Annotated in this window: 22 protein-coding genes; 17 read left to right on the top strand and 5 right to left on the bottom strand. The window is 60.3% G+C overall.

Features of this window, described 5'->3' with window-relative positions; genetic code table 11:
• The first annotated feature begins 51 nt into the window (after window positions 1-51).
• The 3 genes from K7A42_RS05950 (at window position 52) to K7A42_RS05940 (ending at window position 1666) form a co-directional block, all read left to right on the top strand.
• The gene (locus tag K7A42_RS05950; protein WP_037090785.1) at window positions 52-489 is read left to right on the top strand and encodes a bleomycin resistance protein; all 438 of its coding nucleotides are present in this window, start codon (window positions 52-54) and stop codon (window positions 487-489) included.
• Between the two features lie 3 nt (window positions 490-492).
• On the top strand, window positions 493-1158 hold the full coding sequence (locus K7A42_RS05945; protein ID WP_282454967.1) for an HAD family hydrolase: 666 nt from the start codon (window positions 493-495) through the stop codon (window positions 1156-1158).
• Between the two features lie 145 nt (window positions 1159-1303).
• Entirely contained in the window at window positions 1304-1666 is a 363-nt protein-coding gene (locus tag K7A42_RS05940; RefSeq protein ID WP_282454966.1) for a hypothetical protein, read from the top strand.
• Window positions 1667-1716: 50 nt separating this feature from the next.
• Here K7A42_RS05940 and K7A42_RS05935 read toward each other — a convergent pair whose 3' ends face one another.
• Together K7A42_RS05935 and pdxH are read right to left on the bottom strand one after the other, a co-directional pair.
• Window positions 1717-2022, bottom strand: a complete 306-nt coding sequence (locus tag K7A42_RS05935; RefSeq protein ID WP_035209412.1) for a MazG nucleotide pyrophosphohydrolase domain-containing protein — start codon at window positions 2020-2022, stop codon at window positions 1717-1719.
• 168 nt (window positions 2023-2190) lie between these two features.
• Window positions 2191-2811, bottom strand: coding sequence for a pyridoxamine 5'-phosphate oxidase (gene pdxH / locus K7A42_RS05930; protein ID WP_006699879.1), 621 nt, complete (start codon window positions 2809-2811; stop codon window positions 2191-2193).
• A 56-nt stretch (window positions 2812-2867) separates the two neighbouring features.
• On the opposite strand from pdxH, the gene K7A42_RS05925 reads away from it, so the two are divergent.
• The 4 genes from K7A42_RS05925 (at window position 2868) to K7A42_RS05910 (ending at window position 6224) form a co-directional block, all read left to right on the top strand.
• Window positions 2868-3317, top strand: a complete 450-nt coding sequence (locus tag K7A42_RS05925; RefSeq protein ID WP_004440354.1) for an RT0821/Lpp0805 family surface protein — start codon at window positions 2868-2870, stop codon at window positions 3315-3317.
• A gap of 212 nt (window positions 3318-3529) precedes the next feature.
• A complete protein-coding gene (locus K7A42_RS05920; RefSeq protein WP_022555730.1) occupies window positions 3530-4645 on the top strand; it encodes a DnaJ C-terminal domain-containing protein in 1116 nt (371 codons plus the stop codon).
• Between the two features lie 131 nt (window positions 4646-4776).
• Window positions 4777-5595, top strand: coding sequence for an enoyl-ACP reductase FabI (gene fabI / locus K7A42_RS05915; protein WP_004440350.1), 819 nt, complete (start codon window positions 4777-4779; stop codon window positions 5593-5595).
• A gap of 35 nt (window positions 5596-5630) precedes the next feature.
• Window positions 5631-6224 (top strand): histidine phosphatase family protein, encoded by a 594-nt coding sequence (locus K7A42_RS05910; RefSeq protein ID WP_006699881.1) that lies wholly within the window; start codon window positions 5631-5633, stop codon window positions 6222-6224.
• 219 nt (window positions 6225-6443) lie between these two features.
• Here the strand turns inward: K7A42_RS05910 and K7A42_RS05905 are convergent, their stop codons facing one another.
• Window positions 6444-6704 (bottom strand): DUF1344 domain-containing protein, encoded by a 261-nt coding sequence (locus K7A42_RS05905; RefSeq protein WP_006699882.1) that lies wholly within the window; start codon window positions 6702-6704, stop codon window positions 6444-6446.
• A 13-nt stretch (window positions 6705-6717) separates the two neighbouring features.
• On the opposite strand from K7A42_RS05905, the gene K7A42_RS05900 reads away from it, so the two are divergent.
• The 3 genes from K7A42_RS05900 to ribB all read left to right on the top strand — a co-directional run bounded on the left by K7A42_RS05900 (window position 6718) and on the right by ribB (window position 9350).
• Window positions 6718-7041, top strand: a complete 324-nt coding sequence (locus K7A42_RS05900) for a hypothetical protein (protein ID WP_282454965.1) — start codon at window positions 6718-6720, stop codon at window positions 7039-7041.
• A gap of 98 nt (window positions 7042-7139) precedes the next feature.
• Window positions 7140-8237 (top strand): chorismate synthase, encoded by a 1098-nt coding sequence (gene aroC, locus K7A42_RS05895; protein ID WP_004440343.1) that lies wholly within the window; start codon window positions 7140-7142, stop codon window positions 8235-8237.
• Between the two features lie 12 nt (window positions 8238-8249).
• A complete protein-coding gene (gene ribB, locus K7A42_RS05890; RefSeq protein ID WP_004440341.1) occupies window positions 8250-9350 on the top strand; it encodes a 3,4-dihydroxy-2-butanone-4-phosphate synthase in 1101 nt (366 codons plus the stop codon).
• A 269-nt stretch (window positions 9351-9619) separates the two neighbouring features.
• On the opposite strand, the gene K7A42_RS05885 is transcribed toward ribB, so the two are convergent.
• The gene (locus K7A42_RS05885; protein WP_282455023.1) at window positions 9620-10816 is read right to left on the bottom strand and encodes a winged helix-turn-helix domain-containing protein; all 1197 of its coding nucleotides are present in this window, start codon (window positions 10814-10816) and stop codon (window positions 9620-9622) included.
• Between the two features lie 112 nt (window positions 10817-10928).
• On the opposite strand from K7A42_RS05885, the gene K7A42_RS05880 reads away from it, so the two are divergent.
• The 7 genes from K7A42_RS05880 to dxs all read left to right on the top strand — a co-directional run bounded on the left by K7A42_RS05880 (window position 10929) and on the right by dxs (window position 17268).
• Window positions 10929-11609: an energy-coupling factor ABC transporter ATP-binding protein gene (locus K7A42_RS05880; RefSeq protein ID WP_282454964.1), complete on the top strand. Its 681-nt coding sequence runs from the start codon at window positions 10929-10931 to the stop codon at window positions 11607-11609.
• On the top strand, window positions 11606-12211 hold the full coding sequence (locus K7A42_RS05875; RefSeq protein ID WP_282454963.1) for an energy-coupling factor transporter transmembrane component T family protein: 606 nt from the start codon (window positions 11606-11608) through the stop codon (window positions 12209-12211). Before K7A42_RS05880 ends, K7A42_RS05875 begins: the two co-directional genes overlap by 4 nt.
• Before the next feature lie 31 nt (window positions 12212-12242).
• Window positions 12243-12806: a biotin transporter BioY gene (locus tag K7A42_RS05870; protein ID WP_107339384.1), complete on the top strand. Its 564-nt coding sequence runs from the start codon at window positions 12243-12245 to the stop codon at window positions 12804-12806.
• A 25-nt stretch (window positions 12807-12831) separates the two neighbouring features.
• Window positions 12832-13767, top strand: a complete 936-nt coding sequence (locus K7A42_RS05865; RefSeq protein WP_282454962.1) for a histone deacetylase family protein — start codon at window positions 12832-12834, stop codon at window positions 13765-13767.
• A 2-nt stretch (window positions 13768-13769) separates the two neighbouring features.
• Window positions 13770-14024, top strand: coding sequence for an exodeoxyribonuclease VII small subunit (locus tag K7A42_RS05860; RefSeq protein ID WP_003503059.1), 255 nt, complete (start codon window positions 13770-13772; stop codon window positions 14022-14024).
• Between the two features lie 299 nt (window positions 14025-14323).
• Entirely contained in the window at window positions 14324-15247 is a 924-nt protein-coding gene (locus K7A42_RS05855; RefSeq protein WP_035209401.1) for a pirin family protein, read from the top strand.
• A gap of 101 nt (window positions 15248-15348) precedes the next feature.
• Entirely contained in the window at window positions 15349-17268 is a 1920-nt protein-coding gene (gene dxs, locus K7A42_RS05850) for a 1-deoxy-D-xylulose-5-phosphate synthase (RefSeq protein WP_037090795.1), read from the top strand.
• Window positions 17269-17310: 42 nt separating this feature from the next.
• Here the strand turns inward: dxs and K7A42_RS05845 are convergent, their stop codons facing one another.
• On the bottom strand, window positions 17311-17673 hold the full coding sequence (locus K7A42_RS05845) for a nuclear transport factor 2 family protein (protein ID WP_004440323.1): 363 nt from the start codon (window positions 17671-17673) through the stop codon (window positions 17311-17313).
• Window positions 17674-17711: the final 38 nt, after the last annotated feature.

Below are 17711 nucleotides of genomic sequence, written 5' to 3'. Positions count from 1 at the left end.
ACTCTTACCGCAGGCCTTACGCCCACACTGGGCTGCGTAGCAAAGGAGACCATGACCATCATACGAAATGCCCTCGTTCCTGAACTTGCCGTCAGCGACTGGCAGAAAAGCCGCGCATTTTATTGCGACCTGATCGGTTTTCATGTGGTCTATGAGCGCCCCGAAGAGGGCTTTACCTATCTGGCGCTGGGGGAAGCCCAGCTGATGATCGACCAGATTGGCGCGACGCGGACATTCGTGACTGATAATGCCGTGCTCGAATTTCCGTTTGGCCGCGGCATGAACCTGCAGCTTGCCGTCCCCTCGCTGCAACCCATTCTTTCCCGGCTGGAGCGATCCTCCATCGACCTCGTCATGCCGCTGGAAGAAAAATGGTACAGGCGCGGCACGGTCGAAGTGGGCAACCGGCAGTTCATCGTCGCCGATCCCGATGGTTACCTGATCCGTCCGTTCGAGAGCCTTGGCGAACGCCCTTTCCGGTTCGGTTGAGCCATGCTGCCTTTTCTCCCGCGGGCCGTGGTTTTCGACATGGACGGATTGCTGATCGAGAGCGAGCGGCTCTATCGCGATTCATTTCTGGCGGCTTCGGAAGAAGGCGGCCACGGCATGAGGGTGGAGACCTATCAGAAGGTCTGCGGCAGCCCGTGGGACGTCATCACCAGCACCATTTTTGCTGATTATGGCGCGGATTTTCCCATCGACAGTTTTCGAGACGCCTGGCTCCGGCATCTTGGCGTGATGATGGCTGGTGGCGTGGCGTTGAAGCCGGGCGTCACTGAGATCCTCGACCTTCTCGACAGCCTCGATATCCGCCGCGCCATCGCCACCTCGTCGCGGCACGATTCGGTGACGCGCCATCTTGGGCCCCACGATCTTCTCAAACGCTTCGACACAATTGTCGCGCGCGGCGACTATACGGAGCCGAAACCGGCGCCCATGCCCTATCTGACAGCCGCGCGACGACTGTCCCTCGATCCCGGGCGCTGTCTTGCCCTGGAGGATTCCTACTCGGGTGTACGCTCGGCGACATCGGCGGGCATGATGACGATCATGGTGCCTGACGTTGCACCGCCGACCGAGGAAATGCGGGAGAAATGCGTGGCCGTCGCCAGCGACCTGCATATGGTGGCCGACCTTCTGCAAAAAGCGCAGGCCTGAGTGGAATGAAAATCGGGCTGGGGGCGCGAGACGGCGTCATACGTGCTTCGCGATTTGACGTCATGATGAAACGCATGTCGGGCTGGGGCGCCGCTACTGGGCAAACGGCTCTGCCGGCGTATCCATAACCGGGGTGCCTGTCGCCGTGTCACTCATAACGCTGATACTGCTGGTTCTGTCCCTGTTCCAGATTGCGCTCGCCGCCGGCGCCCCTTTCGGCGGCCTTGCCTGGGGCGGCGCGCACACGGTATTGCCGGGACGGCATAGGATAGCCAGCGCAGCGACACCGCTCATTTATGCGCTTTTCGCGTCCTTCCCGCTACAAAAGGCGGGTTGGGCCGACATCTGGCCGTCTGGCTGGGTTGAACCTGGAATCTGGATCATCGCCTGTTACATGGCGGTGAGCATCGGATTGAACGCCATGTCGAAAAGCCGCCCGGAGCAGCTGGTCATGGCTCCTGTGGCTGCCGCTCTTGCGATCCTGTTCTTTGTCATCGCGTTCTCCTAGCGGATCGCGCAGGCGCGACGCAGCAGGATCGAATGGTCCTCGGCGGAGCGTCAGGCCCCCGGCTTGAAGCGCCACTTGCGTTCTATCGAATTTTCGAGATCGAGACCGTTGCGATGCGCCAGCAGCAGTACGTGGCCGAGCAGATCGGCGGTTTCGTCAGCCAGATCACGCTTCATCTCCTCTTCGCTTCTGCCCCTGCTGCGCCCCCGCCCCGTCAGCCGGTTCCAGGCCTGCGTCACCTCGCCCACCTCCTCCTGAAGCTTCAGCATGAACCAGTCGGGATCACGGGCGATCCCGTTTTCATCGGCATATTTCTGCGAGGCAGCCTCGAACTGGCGCATCATGGACAGAAGCATTTGTTCATCCTTTGTTCGTGATATCCAACTCTAATCACGATTCTCCGGCAGCGTCGATTCGAAAGCGCTTATGGACGGCGGATGGAGCGTCTGCCGGGCCACCCTTGGCCCGGCGCTGTTTGATTTGCTGCTTAAACAGGCAGGCGCCAATGGCGCGGCATGACGCCCTTAGGGGTACATGCGGACCTTGGACCAGGCACCGTCTGGCGTGTCGCGGCGGAATTCGATGCGGTCATGCAGGCGGAACTTGCGGTCATGCCAGAATTCGATGCTGACGGGGCGAATGCGGAAACCGGACCAATGGGACGGGCGCGGAATATCGCCGATCGCATATTTGGCGGTATATTCAGCCACCGCCTTTTCCAGCGCGAAACGGCCTTCCAGCGGCCGTGACTGCTTGGAGGCCCAGGCGCCGATGCGGCTGCCGCGCGGCCGGGAGGCGTAATAGGCATCCGCCTCCTCGTCGCTCACGATCTCCACCTCGCCGCGCAGGCGCACCTGACGTCGCAGGCTCTTCCAGTGAAAACACATGGCCGCTTTTTTCTGGCCGAGGATCTCCCGGCCCTTCTGGCTTTCGAAATTCGTGTAGAACACGAAGCCGCGGTCATCGACGCCTTTCAGCAGCACCATGCGCACATTCGGCAGGCCATTTTCGTCCACGGTGGCAAGTGCCACCGCGTTCGGATCGTTGATCTCGGAAGCCGTCGCATCCTTCAGCCATTCGGCAAAAAGCGTGAAAGGTTCATTTTCTTCCGTGAAGTCACTGGATGTTAACCCCGTTTCCGACATATTGACTAAAATGCTCCCGAGCTGATTTGGACCCCAGAGATGATCTCTGGTGAAAGATGGTGACCGTCATAGCAAAGTCGAACAGTCGAACAAAGAGCCTCCTTTCGTCGGTAGCGGAAGTTTCCGCCGTCGTGTCGATGCTTGCGGTGCTGAGCGGATGCGTCAGCCTCGATCTGTTCGGCGGCGACAAGGTTGACCGCTCGCTTTCCACTGCCTCCGTGCCGAACCAGCAGAATGGCAGCGCCCAGACCGACGATGTGACCATTCGCAATGCGGTGACATCGGCCGATCTCGCCAAACTTGCCGACCAGCCGCTGCCCTGGGCGAATGCCGCCACCGGCAGCGCCGGCGTCGTGACCGCCATTCACGAAGACAAATCAAGCGGTTTCGTCTGCCGCGATTTCAAGACGACGCGCCACTCCTTCGAAGGGGTGGCAGCTTATTCTGGACAGGCCTGCCTGTCGGAAACCGGCGAATGGTTGATGACCCGCTTCGAGCAGAAATAATCTGTTTACCCTTCCATGGGGAATAGGCGCGGCCCCGGTGCGTCGAACCTGCTCCGTAAAGGAGTGATTAGCAACTTATTGCAACAGTCGACGTTGATTAAACCGAGGGCGTGCAGGCGAATGATCGCGGGCACCCCTTTTCGGAGGGGTTAGCTTCAGGATTGCGCCATGACGGGCGGCAGGCGCCTGAGCCAACGTAACTGGTGTTTCGCATGCGCGATCCATATTCGATCCTCGGCGTAAAACGTGACGCCCGCCACGAGGAAATCAAGGCCGCCTGGCGCACGAAGGCGAAAACCGTTCATCCGGACGCCAATCGCGACGACCCCGATGCCTCGGCGCGATTCGCCGAGATCGGACAGGCCTACGACCTTCTGAAAGACCCGAAAAAGCGCGATCTCTACGATCAGGCCCGCAAGGCTGCAGAAAAAAAGCAGCGCGATCAGACCATCATGCAGCAGCGGGAGGCCGCGCGCGAGGCGGCTGAGCGCGCCAGGGCGGCCGAAAAGCTGATGGAAGAACTGGCCCGGGCGGACGCCCGCAACCGGACGCAGACCGGCCAGAAAACCGACGCCAGGACGGAAAGTGCCGAAGACATCGTCGAGCGGATTTTCGGCGCGGAGGCACAGAACGATCCCAAGGTACAGCAGGCGGCGGAAGCGGCAAAGGCTGCCGCAAGCGCCGCAAGAGCCGATGCGCCTGCCGCCGGCGAGGCCGCCCAGTCCGGCGCTGGCGATGACAGGGCGGCGCCCGTCTCGCTTGCCGCCAATCTCTTCAGCGCTCTAGTACGCCGGTTCCGCACGCCGCAACCAGCTCCCGAAAAGGCGCCCGATATCACGGCGGAGGCCATCGTCACGGTCGCCGATCTGCTGGAGCAAAAGTGGATTACCGTATCGCTTGCCGATGAACGAGAGGTTCGCTTCCAGCTGGAAGCCGGCATGACCGACGGACATGTGGTGCGGCTGAAAGGACAGGGGCTGAAGCTTCCGAACATGGCCCGCGGCGATCTCGCCGTGACATTGCTGACCGCGCGCGAGGACGCGTTTTCCCTTCGTGGCTTCGATATCCACACGACGTTGCCGATCTCGCTCAGCGATGCGGTTCTGGGCTGCGAAGCAAAGGTCAAGACGCCGCTTGGCGAGGAAAACATCACCATTCCAGCCTGGTCAGGCTCGGACCGCGCGCTCAGGATTGCCGGCAAGGGTCTTGCCGACGGCAATGGCGGCTCCGGCGATCTCGTCATCGAATTGCGCATCGTCCTGCACGAGAAGCCCGATGAAAAGGTGACGGACCTGATGCGCCACATGCGCGAAGGCCTTTATTTGTGAAAGTTTTGCGAATAACCGGGACAACGCACCCTTTGTTACGTTCCCTAACAGTTGATGATCCTTGGCAATCTTGAACAGGATTGCAGCCTATGCCATAGGCAGGACCGATCAAAAGTACTAGGGAGCATAAAATGGCTCAGGCATCCGGCCTCATGGCTGGCAAACGCGGCCTCATCATGGGTGTCGCCAATAATCGTTCCATCGCTTGGGGCATCGCCAAGGCCTGCGCCGACGCGGGCGCGGAAGTGGCTCTCACCTGGCAGGGCGATGCGCTGAAGAAGCGTGTCGAGCCGCTGGCCCAGGAACTCGGCGCCTTCATGGCCGGTCACTGCGATGTGACCGATCTCGAGACGATCGATGCGGTTTTTGCCAGCCTGGAAAAGCACTGGGGCAAGATCGACTTCGTCGTGCACGCCATTGCCTTTTCCGACAAGGATGAGCTGACCGGCCGTTACCTCGATACCAGCCGCGACAATTTCAACCGCACCATGGACATTTCCGTCTTCTCGCTGGCCGCCGTTGCCAAGCGGGCGGAGCCCGTCATGAATGACGGTGGTTCGATCGTGACGCTCACCTATTACGGCGCCGAAAAGGTGATGCCAAACTACAACGTCATGGGCGTGGCCAAGGCCGCGCTTGAGGCAAGCGTGCGTTACCTCGCCGTCGACCTCGGCAATCGCGGCATCCGCGTCAATGCCGTTTCCGCCGGCCCTATCAAGACGCTCGCTGCTTCCGGCATCGGCGACTTCCGTTACATTCTCAAGTGGAACGAATATAATGCGCCGCTGAAGCGCACCGTTTCGATCGAGGAAGTCGGCAAGTCGGCGCTTTACCTGCTCTCCGACCTTTCGACCGGCGTGACCGGCGAAATCCACCATGTCGATTCCGGTTACCACACCATCGGCATGAAGGCGGTGGATGCGCCTGACATTTCGGTGGTGAAGGACTGACGACAACCGGGAATGCTTGAAACTGGGGTATCGCCTTGCTCGTCTATGTGATCCGGCACGGACAAACGGACTGGAATGCGATACGCCGGCTTCAGGGCCAGAAAGACATTCCGCTCAATGATTTCGGCCGCCAGCAGGCGGTCGGCAATGGTCTGCTTCTCGCCCGCCTCCTGGGGGATCAGGCCGCGGATTTCGATTATGTAGCAAGCCCGCTCGGGCGTACGCGCGAGACAATGGAACTGATGCGCGGCGCGATGGGGCTCGATCCCAAGGCCTATCGCACCGACGACCGCCTCATCGAAGTTTCCTTCGGTGACTGGGAAGGGCAGACGTTGCCCGAGCTCAAGAAGGAATTTCCGGACCGGGTGAAGGCGCGCAAGGCCAACAAGTGGGATTTCATTCCCCCCGGCCAGGATGCCGAAAGCTATGAAATCCTCTCCTGGCGCATCGGCGCATGGCTCTCCTCCGTGGAGCGGCCGACCGTCTGCGTCTGCCATGGCGGCGTCATCCGCTCGATTTTCAGACTTGTTTCAGGCATGGACAAGGATGAGGCGTCGCGGACGCAAATCCCGCAGGACCAGATTTTGAAGGTCGAGATCGACAGGAACAGCGTCGAGTGGATTTCCTAGGGGCTGGCAGCTTTCCTATGATTGGCAGGACGTCGCAGCTTGTTTCTTCTCTCTCCCGGGGAGAAGGTGGCCCGAAGGGTCGGATGAGGGGGCAACGTTGCCGGATTTCGGAAAGCTTGCTCCCTCATCCCGCTGCCGCGGACTTCTCCCCGTCGGGGAGAAGAAACAGGTGGCACCCGCTCGTTTCACAAAGGAGGTTTTGACTTGGTAGGCGGCTGCTTACTCCACAACCTGCAGATCGTCGACCACACGTTTCCCATCCACTTCCGTGTAGAAGACAACGACCTTCACGCCCGCTTTCAGACCTTCGAAATTGAATTCTTCCGGCACACGATAGGTCTTGCCGTCGTTCAGCGTGATACTCAGACCGTTCGCGTCGATCTTGCTGATCGTGCCTTCCACGTCGACGCTCTGGGCGAAGCCGTTGATCGGCATCAGGAGGTTGGCGGTGGCCAGAAGGGCGGCAATCATCATACGCATCGATCTAGCTTTCGTGGATTTGCGTGAAAACCTTACATGCATGAAGAATTGCCTTTCGAATGTGGCGGAAATTGCCCGCAACCATGACATTTTCGGCCCAATTGATGAACGGATTTCAAATCCTGTTCAAGCCGTTAGTGATTTTTACACCGCATTTTCCGGCAATATTGGAAAACTCGGGTTTAGGGTGGAAAACCCCGGCTCTTTTACAATTTCGTCATCTCAAAAAACCGTCGATCCGGTCGAATCACTTTCCGTCGCCCATGGCGGGACTGTCGTTTTTCGTCCTTTCGCAAGTCGTGGACGGTACGTCACCTTCTTATCGCGTTTGCGATGAAAGAAAGGCTTTTGCCTTGCCCGGATTTTCCACTAAGACAAATCCGCTTGTTTTAAACGGCGCTGTCCACAGGCGCCCCGTTTTCCGGTTTGAGAATTATGTCGCATAACAGTTTCGGTCATCTTTTCCGCGTTACCACCTGGGGAGAAAGCCACGGGCCGGCACTTGGCTGCGTGGTGGATGGTTGCCCGCCCGGCATCCGGTTTACCCTTGCGGAGGTGCAGCACTGGATGGACAAGCGCAAGCCGGGCCAGAGCCGCTTCGTCACCCAGCGGCGCGAGGACGATATCGTCAAGGTCCTTTCCGGCGTCATGCTGGATGAGGACGGCGAGACGATGACGACAACAGGCACGCCGATTTCCATGCTGATCGAAAATACCGACCAGCGCTCCAAGGATTATGGCGAGATCGCCAGGCGTTTCCGCCCCGGACATGCGGATTTCACCTATGACCTGAAATATGGCATTCGCGATTATCGCGGCGGTGGTCGCTCCTCCGCGCGCGAGACGGCGGCGCGTGTCGCTGCCGGCGCAATCGCGCGAAAGGTGGTACCCAGCCTCAACGTGCGCGGCGCGCTGGTGCAGATCGGCAAACACAGGATCAACCGCGACAACTGGGATTGGGATCAGGTCGATCAGAACCCGTTCTTCTGCCCTGATGCCGCCATGGTGCCCGTCTGGGAAGAATATCTCGACGGCATCCGCAAGGCCGGTTCGTCCATTGGCGCCGTTGTCGAAGTGATCGCCGAAGGCGTTCCGGCGGGTATCGGCGCACCGATCTACGCCAAGCTTGACCAGGATATTGCCTCCAGCCTGATGTCGATCAACGCCGTCAAGGGCGTGGAGATCGGTGAGGGTTTCGCCTCCGCCGAGCTTTCCGGCGAGGAGAATGCCGATGAAATGCGCATGGGCAATGACGGCAGGCCGATCTTCCTCTCCAATCATGCCGGCGGCATTCTGGGTGGCATTGCGACCGGCGAGCCCGTCATCGCGCGCTTTGCCATCAAGCCGACCTCGTCAATCCTGACCGAGCGCCAGTCGATCGATGCCGATGGCAACAATGTCGACGTGCGCACCAAGGGACGCCACGACCCCTGCGTCGGCATTCGTGCCGTGCCGATCGGCGAAGCGATGGTGGCCTGCACCGTTGCCGACCATTATCTGAGGGATCGCGGCCAGACCGGCCGGTTGAAGTGAGGTATTTCCGCCATGGCCTATGACCAGAAACGCGTTGTCGATGCCATCCGCGCTTTCGAAGCCGGTGAAATCGTTGTCGTGACCGATGATGATGACCGTGAGAACGAGGGCGATCTGATCATTTCAGCGGTCCACTGCACGGCAGAAAAGATGGCTTTCATCGTGCGCCACACGTCAGGCATCGTCTGCGCCCCCATGCCGCGCGAAGAAGCCAAGCGCCTGAACCTCAATGCCATGGTGGCCGAAAATGACAGCGCCCATACCACGGCCTTCACCGTCAGCGTCGATTTCAAGCACGGCACCACAACGGGCATTTCCGCCGATGACCGCACGCTGACGGTGCGCAATCTCGCCAATCCCAATGTCGGAGCCGCCGATTTTACCCGGCCCGGACACATTTTCCCGCTGATTGCCCGTGAGGGCGGCGTCCTGATGCGCTCGGGACATACGGAAGCCGCCGTCGACCTCTGCAAGCTGGCAGGCCTGCCGCCGATCGGTGTCATCTGCGAACTCGTCAATGACGACGGCACCGTGACGCGTGGACCGCAGGTCACTGCCTTTGCGGAAAAACATCAGCTCAAGCAGGTGTCGGTTGCCGATCTCATCGCCTACCGCCAGCGCAAGGAAACGCTGGTGGAGATGGAATCCTCCTTCACCATCGAAACGCCCTTCGGCCCGGCAAGAGCGCAGACCTATTCCCTTCCCTGGGACCGGATGCAGCACATGGCGGTGATTTTCGGCGACATCAGGGACGGTGTCGACATTCCCGTGCGCCTGCACCCGGAAAACGTCGCTGACGACGTGTTCGGCGACCGCCAGCCGGTGCGGCACTACATGCAGAAGATCGCCGAGGAAGGCCGCGGCGTCATCGTCTATCTGCGTGAAGGCTCCGTCGGCGTCGGCCAGGTTGCGGGGCGGCGCAAGGCGCGCGACCCGGACGAGGCACACGCCCAGGCCCGCTCGCGGGAAAACGAATGGCTGGAAATCGGTCTCGGCGCGCAAATCCTCAAAGACCTCGGCATCAGCTCGATCAAGCTGATGACCACGCGCGAACGCCATTATGTCGGTCTCGAAGGATTCGGCATCAAGATTTCCGCGACGGATATCGGGTGAGCTTGGGTTTTGCCTGGTCTCGCCGCGCAATTGTGAGGCGAGCGGGTGAAGCATTTTTCTTCTCCCTGCCGGGGAGAAGTCCACGGCAACGGGATAAGAGGGCTAGCTCTCCGTAAATCTCTACCGTTGCCCCCTCATCCGACCCTTTGGGCCACCTTCTCCCCTGCGGGGAGAAGAAATATGCCGCAACGCCGCGCTACAATGGGGTATCACGGATCGGTAACCTTGAGTCCGAGGGCACCTCTCTCGCAATCATCCGTGCGAAAAACTCAGTTGTCCTCCCGCCAGCCCTCCAGATAGTTCACGCTCTCGACCCCTGTGAACTTCGCAAGCCGCGACAATTCCGCATCGAGCTTTTCCAGCCGCCCGGCCGAAGCGCGCACGCCGGGCTCGAGCCACAGGCGGCGTACATCCAGAGTGCTGCCTTTGCGCTCCGCCTTCATGTCGATGCGACCGATCAGACGGTCGCCTTCCAGAAGCGGAAAAACATAATAGCCATATTGCCGCTTCGGCTCCGGCACGAAGACCTCGATGCGATAATAAAAGCCGAATAGCCGCTCCGTGCGGTTTCGGTCACGCAGCAAAGGGTCGAAGGGGCTCAGCACGCGAACGCGGGAGGACGGTTCCGGTACGTCCGTCAGGTCGGCAGTGAAATCGGCAAAGGCATAGGACTGGCGGGCAGTATCGCCGTCACTTGCGAGAAGCGAGACCTCGCACAATTCATCGCGATGGTTTTTGACCCAGTCTCTCGCCTCCTGCGGCGTCACTAGATCGAAAAACGCGGCGATTTCGCCATGCGTGGCGAAACCCAGCCGCTTCAGCGCCTCGCGGCAGGCCCAGTCGACGAATTCGGCGTGCTCCACTTCGGTCTCGTGATGCTCACCGGGAATGACCCGTTCGGCCAGATCATAGACCTTCTGGAAGTTCACACGGCCGGCAATTGCAAGCTTGCCGGTGTGCCAGAGATATTCGAGTGCGGTCTTGGAGGGATGCCAGTTCCACCAGCCACCGGACTGGTGTCCCTCCTCTTTAAGCTCCCGTGCCAGCACCGGCCCGGTTGCGGCGATGCGCTCCAGCGTTTCGCCGAACGCGGCATCGAAACCCTCACCGTGCCATTTGCGCCAGCGTTCCTGAATGATCGGCTCGCGGCGGCGGAAGCGGTGTTTCCAATAGGGATAAAATTCCGTCGGCAGGATGGAGGCATCATGCGTCCAGTGCTCGAAAAGGGCGTGGTCCTTTTCCAGCAGCGTGGTCAGATGGTTGCGCCTGTAGGTCTGGTTGCGGGAGAAAATAATCTGGTGATGGGCGCGCTCCACCGTGCCGATGCTGTCCACCTGCACGAAGCCGAGATCGGTGATGAGCTGCAGCAGCCCATCCTTGGAAAGCGCCTTGCCGGGCGGGGAGGAAAGGCCCTGCCGCGCCAGAAAAATCCGCCTTGCTGCTTCGTTCGAAACCTTGATCGTCATGGCCCAGAAGGTATGACGGCTTTTTCGCGAATGCAATGTTCTTTTTTTGTTCCTTGTTTCACTTCTGTTGATGACGGGATATAGAACCGGAAACGAGCGCGAGGATGTAAGTTTGGAAATCCGTTTCGATGCCGCCGGTGTCGTTTTCGAGGGCCGGCAGGTCCTGCAGCCGCTGTCTTTGACGTTGACGGAACGGCGTATCGGCGTAATCGGTCTCAATGGTTCCGGTAAGACCACCTTTGCCCGGCTGATCAACGGGCTGAACAAGCCAAGCGAGGGCAAGGTTTCGGTGAACGGTCTCGACACCGTGAGCGACGCCAGGGCCATCCTGCAGATGGTCGGTTTCATCTTCCAGAATCCCCAAAACCAGATCATCCTTCCGATCGTGCGCGACGATGTCGCCTTCGGGCTGAAGCGGCTCGGCCTCGGCAAGGCCGAAACTGAAAATCGGGTGAAGGTCGTTCTGGCCGGACTCGGCATCGCGCAGCTGGAAGACCGGCGCGCGCATGAGCTTTCCGGCGGTGAGCTACAGCTTGCAGCGCTTGCCGCCCTTCTGGTGACCGAACCGCAAATCCTCATTCTCGATGAGCCAACCAACCAGCTTGATCTCAAAAACCGCGCAATCGTGGAAAGAGCCATGGCGGCGCTGTCCCAGGCGCTGATTGTCATAACCCACGATCTGCCGTTGCTTCGGGGTTTCGACCGGGTGCTGGTTTTCCATGAGGGTGCGCTTATTGCAGATGCTGCACCTGAAGAGGCGGTGGCGTGCTATCTGGAGGTTGCGTCACGATGAAATCGCTGCATGTCGAGGGCACCGGCTGGCTTTACCGCGTCTCGCCGCGCCTCAGGCTTCTGACGCTCATGGGCTTCAGCATTGCATTGTTCCTCACCCGTGACTTGCTGGTTCTCGCATGCGCTATGGTTCTGGCCGCGCTAGTTCTGAGCGCGACGCGGCTGCCCCTCAAGGACATCGCCCTGCGGCTGCGGCCGGTGATGCTGACGATCTTCCTCGTCGCCGGCTTCAGCTATCTCCTGCTTCCGGCCCACGATGCCAGTGTCAATCTTATGCGGCTGACGGCACTTGCGTTGCTCGCCACCGCGGTCACCATCACCGTCAGCATTTCGCAGTTCATGGACGAAATTACACGTGCTACCTCCCCCCTGGAAAGGCTGGGGCTGCTCAAGGCCGCCGATATCGGGCTTGCAGTCGGACTGGTGGTGCGCTTCGTGCCTGAGATCGTCAACCGTTACCATGCGGTGCGCGATGCACACCGGGCGCGTGGCCTGCCCGTGCGGATGGCGACCATCATCGTGCCCCTCGTCATTATGACGTTGAAGGATGCCGATGCCATTGCCGACGCCATTGACGCGCGCGGTTTCAGAGGCCAAAGCTGACGGCCAGACAACCATCCGGAGTTTCCGAGCCATGACGACCCGCGACCTTGTGCTGATTTCGCTGTTTTCCGCCATCATCATCGCGCTCGGGCTTTTGCCGCCGATCACGCTCGGTTTCATTCCGGTGCCGATTACCGCGCAGTCGCTCGGCGTCATGCTCGCCGGCGTCGTCCTCGGCGCAAAACGCGGCACACTCGCGGTTCTGCTGACGATCCTGATTGCCGCCATCGGCCTGCCGGTGCTTTCGGGCGGACGTGGTGGTCTTTCGATCTTCACCACGCCGACAACGGGCTTCCTGATCGGCTGGATCGCAGCCGTTTTCGTCACCGGCACGCTCTCGGAAAAATTCGTCAATCGCAGCCAGTCCGCTCTGGCGCAGGGTGTTGGCTTTTTCGTCGCCAGCCTGATCGGCGGCGTGGTCGTGCTTTATGCTTTCGGCATCACCTACCTGGCGGTGGTCGTCGGTCTCGGTTTTGAAAAGGCTTTCATGGGTTCGCTTGCCTTCATCCCGGGTGATGCGCTGAAGGCCGTGCTGGCAGCCCTTGCCGGCCGCGCCGTCATGGCGGGTTATCCGCTGCTGCCGCAGCGCGCCTGAAAACACTTTCTTCGGGAGGAAAAGAATGGCGACGCGTTTATACGAACATCCGATCTTCCTTGAGCATATCACGCCTTCCGGCCATCCCGAGCGGCCGGACCGCCTGCGGTCGCTGAACATCGCGCTCGAACATCCGAATTTCGAGCGCCTTGATCGCAAAGAAGCGCCTCAGGCCAATGAAGACGCGGTGCTGCTGGCGCATCCGGAAGAGCATCTGCTTGCCGTGATGCGACAGATTCCGGAAGAGGATGGCGAGATCAACCGCATTGAGGCCGACACTTACGTTTCGCAAAAAAGCCTGCAGGCGGCGCTGAGCGGCATCGGCGCTGCAATGGCGGCAGTAGACGATGTCTTTACCGGCGCTGCCGACAATGTCTTCGTTGCAGCCCGCCCGCCTGGCCACCATGCCGAGACCGCCAAGGCCATGGGCTTCTGTCTTTTCAACAATGTGGCGATCGCCGCCCGCCACGCGCAGAAGGCGCATGGTGCCGAGCGCGTCGCCATCATCGACTGGGATGTGCACCACGGCAACGGCACGCAGGACATCTTCTGGAACGACACATCCGTGCTGTTCTGTTCCACCCACCAGATGCCGCTTTATCCGTGGAGCGGCGATAAAAACGAAACCGGCGTGAAGAACAACGTCGTCAACGCACCGCTTTCTCCGAACACCGGCAGCGAACATTTCCGCGAGGCATTCAAATCACGCGTTTTGCCGGCGATTGCGGATTTTTCGCCCGATCTCATTCTCATCTCCGCCGGTTTCGACGCGCATCACCGCGATCCGCTGGCGCAGATCAATCTGGTGGGAGAGGATTTCGACTGGGCGACGGGCCGGCTCTTGGAGATGGCGGATAAATACACTTCGAACCGGGTCGTCAGCCTGCTGGAAGGCGGTTATGATCTGGAAGGGCTGGCGGAATCGGCAGCCATGCATATTTTGAGAATGATGAAGGGTTGAACATGACGGAAAATGCCAACACAGCCGATGTCAGCGGTTATTCGTTCGAAAAAGCCGTCGCCGAGCTGGAAAGCATTGTCGCACGTCTGGAACGCGGCGACGTGGCGCTGGACGAATCCATCGCCATTTATGAGCGCGGCGAAGCCCTGAAGAAGCATTGCGAAACGCTGCTGAACGCTGCCGAAAAGCGCATCGAGAAGATCCGTCTCGACCGCGCCGGCAAGCCGCAGGGTGTGGAGCCGCTTGACGGAGAGTGACTGCGTTTAGGGTGAGCGTTCGGACGGGATTCGATAAGGTAGCCACCTCCCGATTTAAACGCTCGACGTCATCCTCGGGCTTGTCCCGAGGATCTGCAATGCATTGATTTTCTTGACGTGTTTAGATCCTCGGGACAAGCCCGAGGATGACGGAGGACAGGTTTGAGAACTTTCCCCGGCCGTAAGGTGTTCTCACAATGTCGTGTTAACAAGGATCGTTGACGCTGCGTTCGATATCGCGATGCTCCCCTCCCCCTCGGTTATGCTAAACTCCCGCCAGACGATACGAGGAGCTGACCATGTCCTTCTTTCCCGGTAACGATCCCGTCGCGGGCGATGCCTTTGCCTGCGACGCCATCGAGAACCTCATCATCCCCCGCACCAGCGATATTGGCGGCTTTGCGGTGCGGCGCGCGCTACCGACGCGGCAGCGGCGGCTTGTCGGTCCCTTCATCTTTTTCGATCGCATGGGTCCGGCGATACTGAAGGCCGGTGAGGCGCTGGATGTGAAGCCGCATCCGCATATCGGGCTTTCCACCGTCACCTATCTGTTCGACGGCGAAATCAAGCACCGAGACAGTCTCGGCACCGAGCTTGTCATCCGCCCCGGCGACATCAACCTGATGACGGCCGGGCGCGGCATCGTGCATTCGGAACGCACGCCGGAAAACCTGCGCGGCCATCCGCTTTCCATGTCGGGCCTCCAGACCTGGCTCGCCCTGCCCGACCATATGGAGGAAATCGACCCGGCCTTTGCCCACACGGCAAAGGAAGAGATGCCGCTGATCGATATCAAGGGCGCGTCGGGTCGTGTAGTGATCGGTGAATTCGAGGGCCTCACCTCCCCCGTTGCGGCCTTCACGGATACGCTTTATGTCGACCTGACGCTGGAGCCGGGGGCGAAGTTTCCCTTTTCCGCCGATCATGAGGAGCGGGCGATCTATATCCTGTCCGGCTCGCTGGATGTGGCGGGCGATATCTTCGCCGCCGACCAGCTGCTCGTCTTCCGGCCGGGTGACGACATCACGCTTCAGGCCGGCAGCAATGGCTGTCACATCATGATCTTTGGCGGGGCAGCGCTGAATGAGCGCCGATACATCTGGTGGAACTTCGTTTCGTCATCAAAAGAACGCATAGAACAGGCCAAACAGGAGTGGAGAACGGGACGCTTCGACATCGTTCCCGGCGACGAAGAAGAGTTTGTCCCTTTGCCGGAAGGTTGAAATTCTATAGAAGTATACGACATGCATGGTTCACCCGGCGGCTTTCGCGATGAAAGACGTTCTCACGCGCCGCGCGGGGACCACCAGAAAAGGCCGAACGATTGACCGGAATGCCACAGACACCATTGCTTGACCGGGTGAATTTTCCCTCCGATCTCAAGGAGATCGATGATCGCGACTTGCCGGAACTGGCAAGGGAACTGCGCGACGAGATGATTGACGCCGTGTCGAAAACCGGTGGGCATCTGGGTGCCGGCCTTGGCGTGGTGGAACTGACGATTGCCATCCACAAGGTCTTCAACACGCCCGAAGACCGGCTGATCTTCGATGTCGGACACCAATGTTATCCGCACAAGATCCTGACCGGCCGGCGTGATCGCATCCGAACGCTGCGGCAGGAAGGTGGCCTTTCCGGTTTCACCCGCCGTGCGGAAAGCGAATATGATGATTTCGGCGCCGGCCATTCTTCCACCTCCATTTCCGCCGGTCTCGGCATGGCGGTGGCGGCGGGCTTGGATGGCAGCGACCGCAAGGTCATTGCTGTCATCGGTGACGGTTCCATGTCTGCCGGCATGGCGTTTGAGGCACTGAACAATGCCGGCGCGCTCGATGCACGACTGATCGTCATCCTCAACGACAACGACATGTCGATCGCGCCGCCGACGGGCGCGATGAGCGCCTATCTGGCGCGTCTCGCCTCCGGCCGCACCTATATGGGTTTTCGCGATTTCGGCAAGAAGCTGACGGCGTATCTCGGCAAGACGATCGACCGCGCCATTACCCGCGCCGTGACGCATGCGCGCGGTTATGTGACCGGCGGCACGCTGTTCGAGGAGCTTGGTTTCTATCACATCGGCCCGATCGACGGTCACTCCTTCGACCACCTTTTGCCGGTGCTGCGCAATGTGCGCGACAACCAGAAAGGCCCTGTCCTCATCCATGTGGTGACGCAGAAGGGCAAGGGTTATGCGCCGGCGGAAGCCGCAGCCGACAAATATCACGGCGTCAACAAGTTCGACGTCATCACCGGCGCGCAGGCGAAAGCCAAGCCGAATGCGCCGAGCTATACCAGCGTCTTTGCCGAGGCGCTGATCCAGGAAGCCACGCTCGATGAGAAAATCATCGGTGTGACGGCCGCGATGCCCAACGGTACCGGCCTCGACAAGATGGCCGAGCTGTTCCCGGCGCGCACCTTCGATGTCGGCATTGCCGAACAGCATGCCGTCACCTTTGCGGCGGGGCTTGCGGCTGACGGTTACAAGCCGTTCTGCGCGCTTTATTCCACCTTCCTGCAACGCGGTTACGACCAGCTGGTGCATGATGTGGCGATCCAGAGCCTGCCCGTGCGTTTCCCGATCGACCGCGCCGGTTTTGTCGGTGCCGACGGGCCGACCCATGCCGGCTCCTTCGACACGACTTTCCTCGCCACCCTCCCCGGCATGGTAGTTATGGCGGCCTCGGATGAGGCGGAGCTGAAACACATGGTCCGCACGGCGGCGGCCTATGACGAAGGCCCGATTTCCTTCCGTTATCCGCGCGGAGAAGGTGTCGGCGTCGAGATGCCCGCACGTGGGGAGATTCTTCAGATCGGCAAGGGTCGCATCATCAAGGAAGGCACGAAGGTTGCCCTGCTTTCCTTCGGAACCCGCCTTGCGGAATGCCTGGCGGCGGCCGAAGACCTGGACGCCGCCGGCCTTTCCACCACGGTTGCCGATGCGCGCTTCGCCAAGCCGCTCGATCTCGATCTCATCCGACAGCTTGCCGCCCATCACGAGGTTCTGGTGACGATAGAAGAAGGCTCGGTCGGCGGTTTTGGCGCACATGTGCTGCATTTCATGGCAAGCGCCGGCCTGCTCGATCACGGCCCCAAGGTGCGGACACTCACACTGCCCGACCAGTGGGTGGAACAGGCCAAGCCAGAGACCATGTATGCCAATGCCGGCCTCGACCGGGCCGGCATCATTTCCACGGTGTTCAATGCGCTCGGCCAGCGTCAGGCCGGAGTCGGTTTCGCCGGCTGACAAAACTGCCGGGACAGGAGTCGGGACTATCCCGCCTTTACCTCAGGATGCCGCGCCGTCGAGAAAACCAACGACATTTTCGATCCGGCCCTCGGCATCGTGGCTCACGACATCGGTGCCACCAGCCACATCGTCCCCGTCAGGCGAGATAAGGCGCCAGGAGAAACGGGTGAATTTGCCGTGTCCGTCCGGGGTGCCGGCAAGAACGAAACGATATCCCGGAAATTTCTGCCGCGCCGCCTCGATCATGGCGGCAATCCCCTGCTGGCCTTCGCCCTGCATCAGCGGATCGACGTAGCGCGTATTTTCTGCCCATGCCTGACCGATGAGGTGCCTGCGGCGTTCATTGTCTTCCTCATTCCAGGCTGCGAGATAGGTTTCGGCGATTGCGAGATGCTGCGTCATGATTGTGCTCCTTGTGGTTGACGGCCCAAACATGCCGG

Source organism: Agrobacterium sp. InxBP2 (assembly GCF_026191755.1).
In the GTDB taxonomy this organism is placed as follows: Bacteria; Pseudomonadota; Alphaproteobacteria; order Rhizobiales; family Rhizobiaceae; genus Agrobacterium; species Agrobacterium pusense.
The sequence above is the reverse complement of the archived record's forward strand: the minus strand, read 5'-3'. Positions and strand labels throughout refer to the sequence as shown.

What these genes read in the sequence shown, in the direction of transcription:
- K7A42_RS05950 (WP_037090785.1), top strand. Translation starts at nt 52, where the DNA reads ATGACCATCATACGAAATGCCCTCGTTCCTGAACTTGCCGTCAGCGAC.
- K7A42_RS05945 (WP_282454967.1), top strand. Translation starts at nt 493, where the DNA reads ATGCTGCCTTTTCTCCCGCGGGCCGTGGTTTTCGACATGGACGGATTG.
- K7A42_RS05935 (WP_035209412.1), bottom strand. Translation starts at nt 2,022, where the DNA reads ATGCTTCTGTCCATGATGCGCCAGTTCGAGGCTGCCTCGCAGAAATAT.
- pdxH (WP_006699879.1), bottom strand. Translation starts at nt 2,811, where the DNA reads ATGTCGGAAACGGGGTTAACATCCAGTGACTTCACGGAAGAAAATGAA.
- K7A42_RS05925 (WP_004440354.1), top strand. Translation starts at nt 2,868, where the DNA reads ATGGTGACCGTCATAGCAAAGTCGAACAGTCGAACAAAGAGCCTCCTT.
- K7A42_RS05920 (WP_022555730.1), top strand. Translation starts at nt 3,530, where the DNA reads ATGCGCGATCCATATTCGATCCTCGGCGTAAAACGTGACGCCCGCCAC.
- fabI (WP_004440350.1), top strand. Translation starts at nt 4,777, where the DNA reads ATGGCTCAGGCATCCGGCCTCATGGCTGGCAAACGCGGCCTCATCATG.
- K7A42_RS05905 (WP_006699882.1), bottom strand. Translation starts at nt 6,704, where the DNA reads ATGCGTATGATGATTGCCGCCCTTCTGGCCACCGCCAACCTCCTGATG.
- aroC (WP_004440343.1), top strand. Translation starts at nt 7,140, where the DNA reads ATGTCGCATAACAGTTTCGGTCATCTTTTCCGCGTTACCACCTGGGGA.
- ribB (WP_004440341.1), top strand. Translation starts at nt 8,250, where the DNA reads ATGGCCTATGACCAGAAACGCGTTGTCGATGCCATCCGCGCTTTCGAA.
- K7A42_RS05885 (WP_282455023.1), bottom strand. Translation starts at nt 10,816, where the DNA reads ATGACGATCAAGGTTTCGAACGAAGCAGCAAGGCGGATTTTTCTGGCG.
- K7A42_RS05875 (WP_282454963.1), top strand. Translation starts at nt 11,606, where the DNA reads ATGAAATCGCTGCATGTCGAGGGCACCGGCTGGCTTTACCGCGTCTCG.
- K7A42_RS05870 (WP_107339384.1), top strand. Translation starts at nt 12,243, where the DNA reads ATGACGACCCGCGACCTTGTGCTGATTTCGCTGTTTTCCGCCATCATC.
- K7A42_RS05865 (WP_282454962.1), top strand. Translation starts at nt 12,832, where the DNA reads ATGGCGACGCGTTTATACGAACATCCGATCTTCCTTGAGCATATCACG.
- K7A42_RS05860 (WP_003503059.1), top strand. Translation starts at nt 13,770, where the DNA reads ATGACGGAAAATGCCAACACAGCCGATGTCAGCGGTTATTCGTTCGAA.
- K7A42_RS05855 (WP_035209401.1), top strand. Translation starts at nt 14,324, where the DNA reads ATGTCCTTCTTTCCCGGTAACGATCCCGTCGCGGGCGATGCCTTTGCC.
- K7A42_RS05845 (WP_004440323.1), bottom strand. Translation starts at nt 17,673, where the DNA reads ATGACGCAGCATCTCGCAATCGCCGAAACCTATCTCGCAGCCTGGAAT.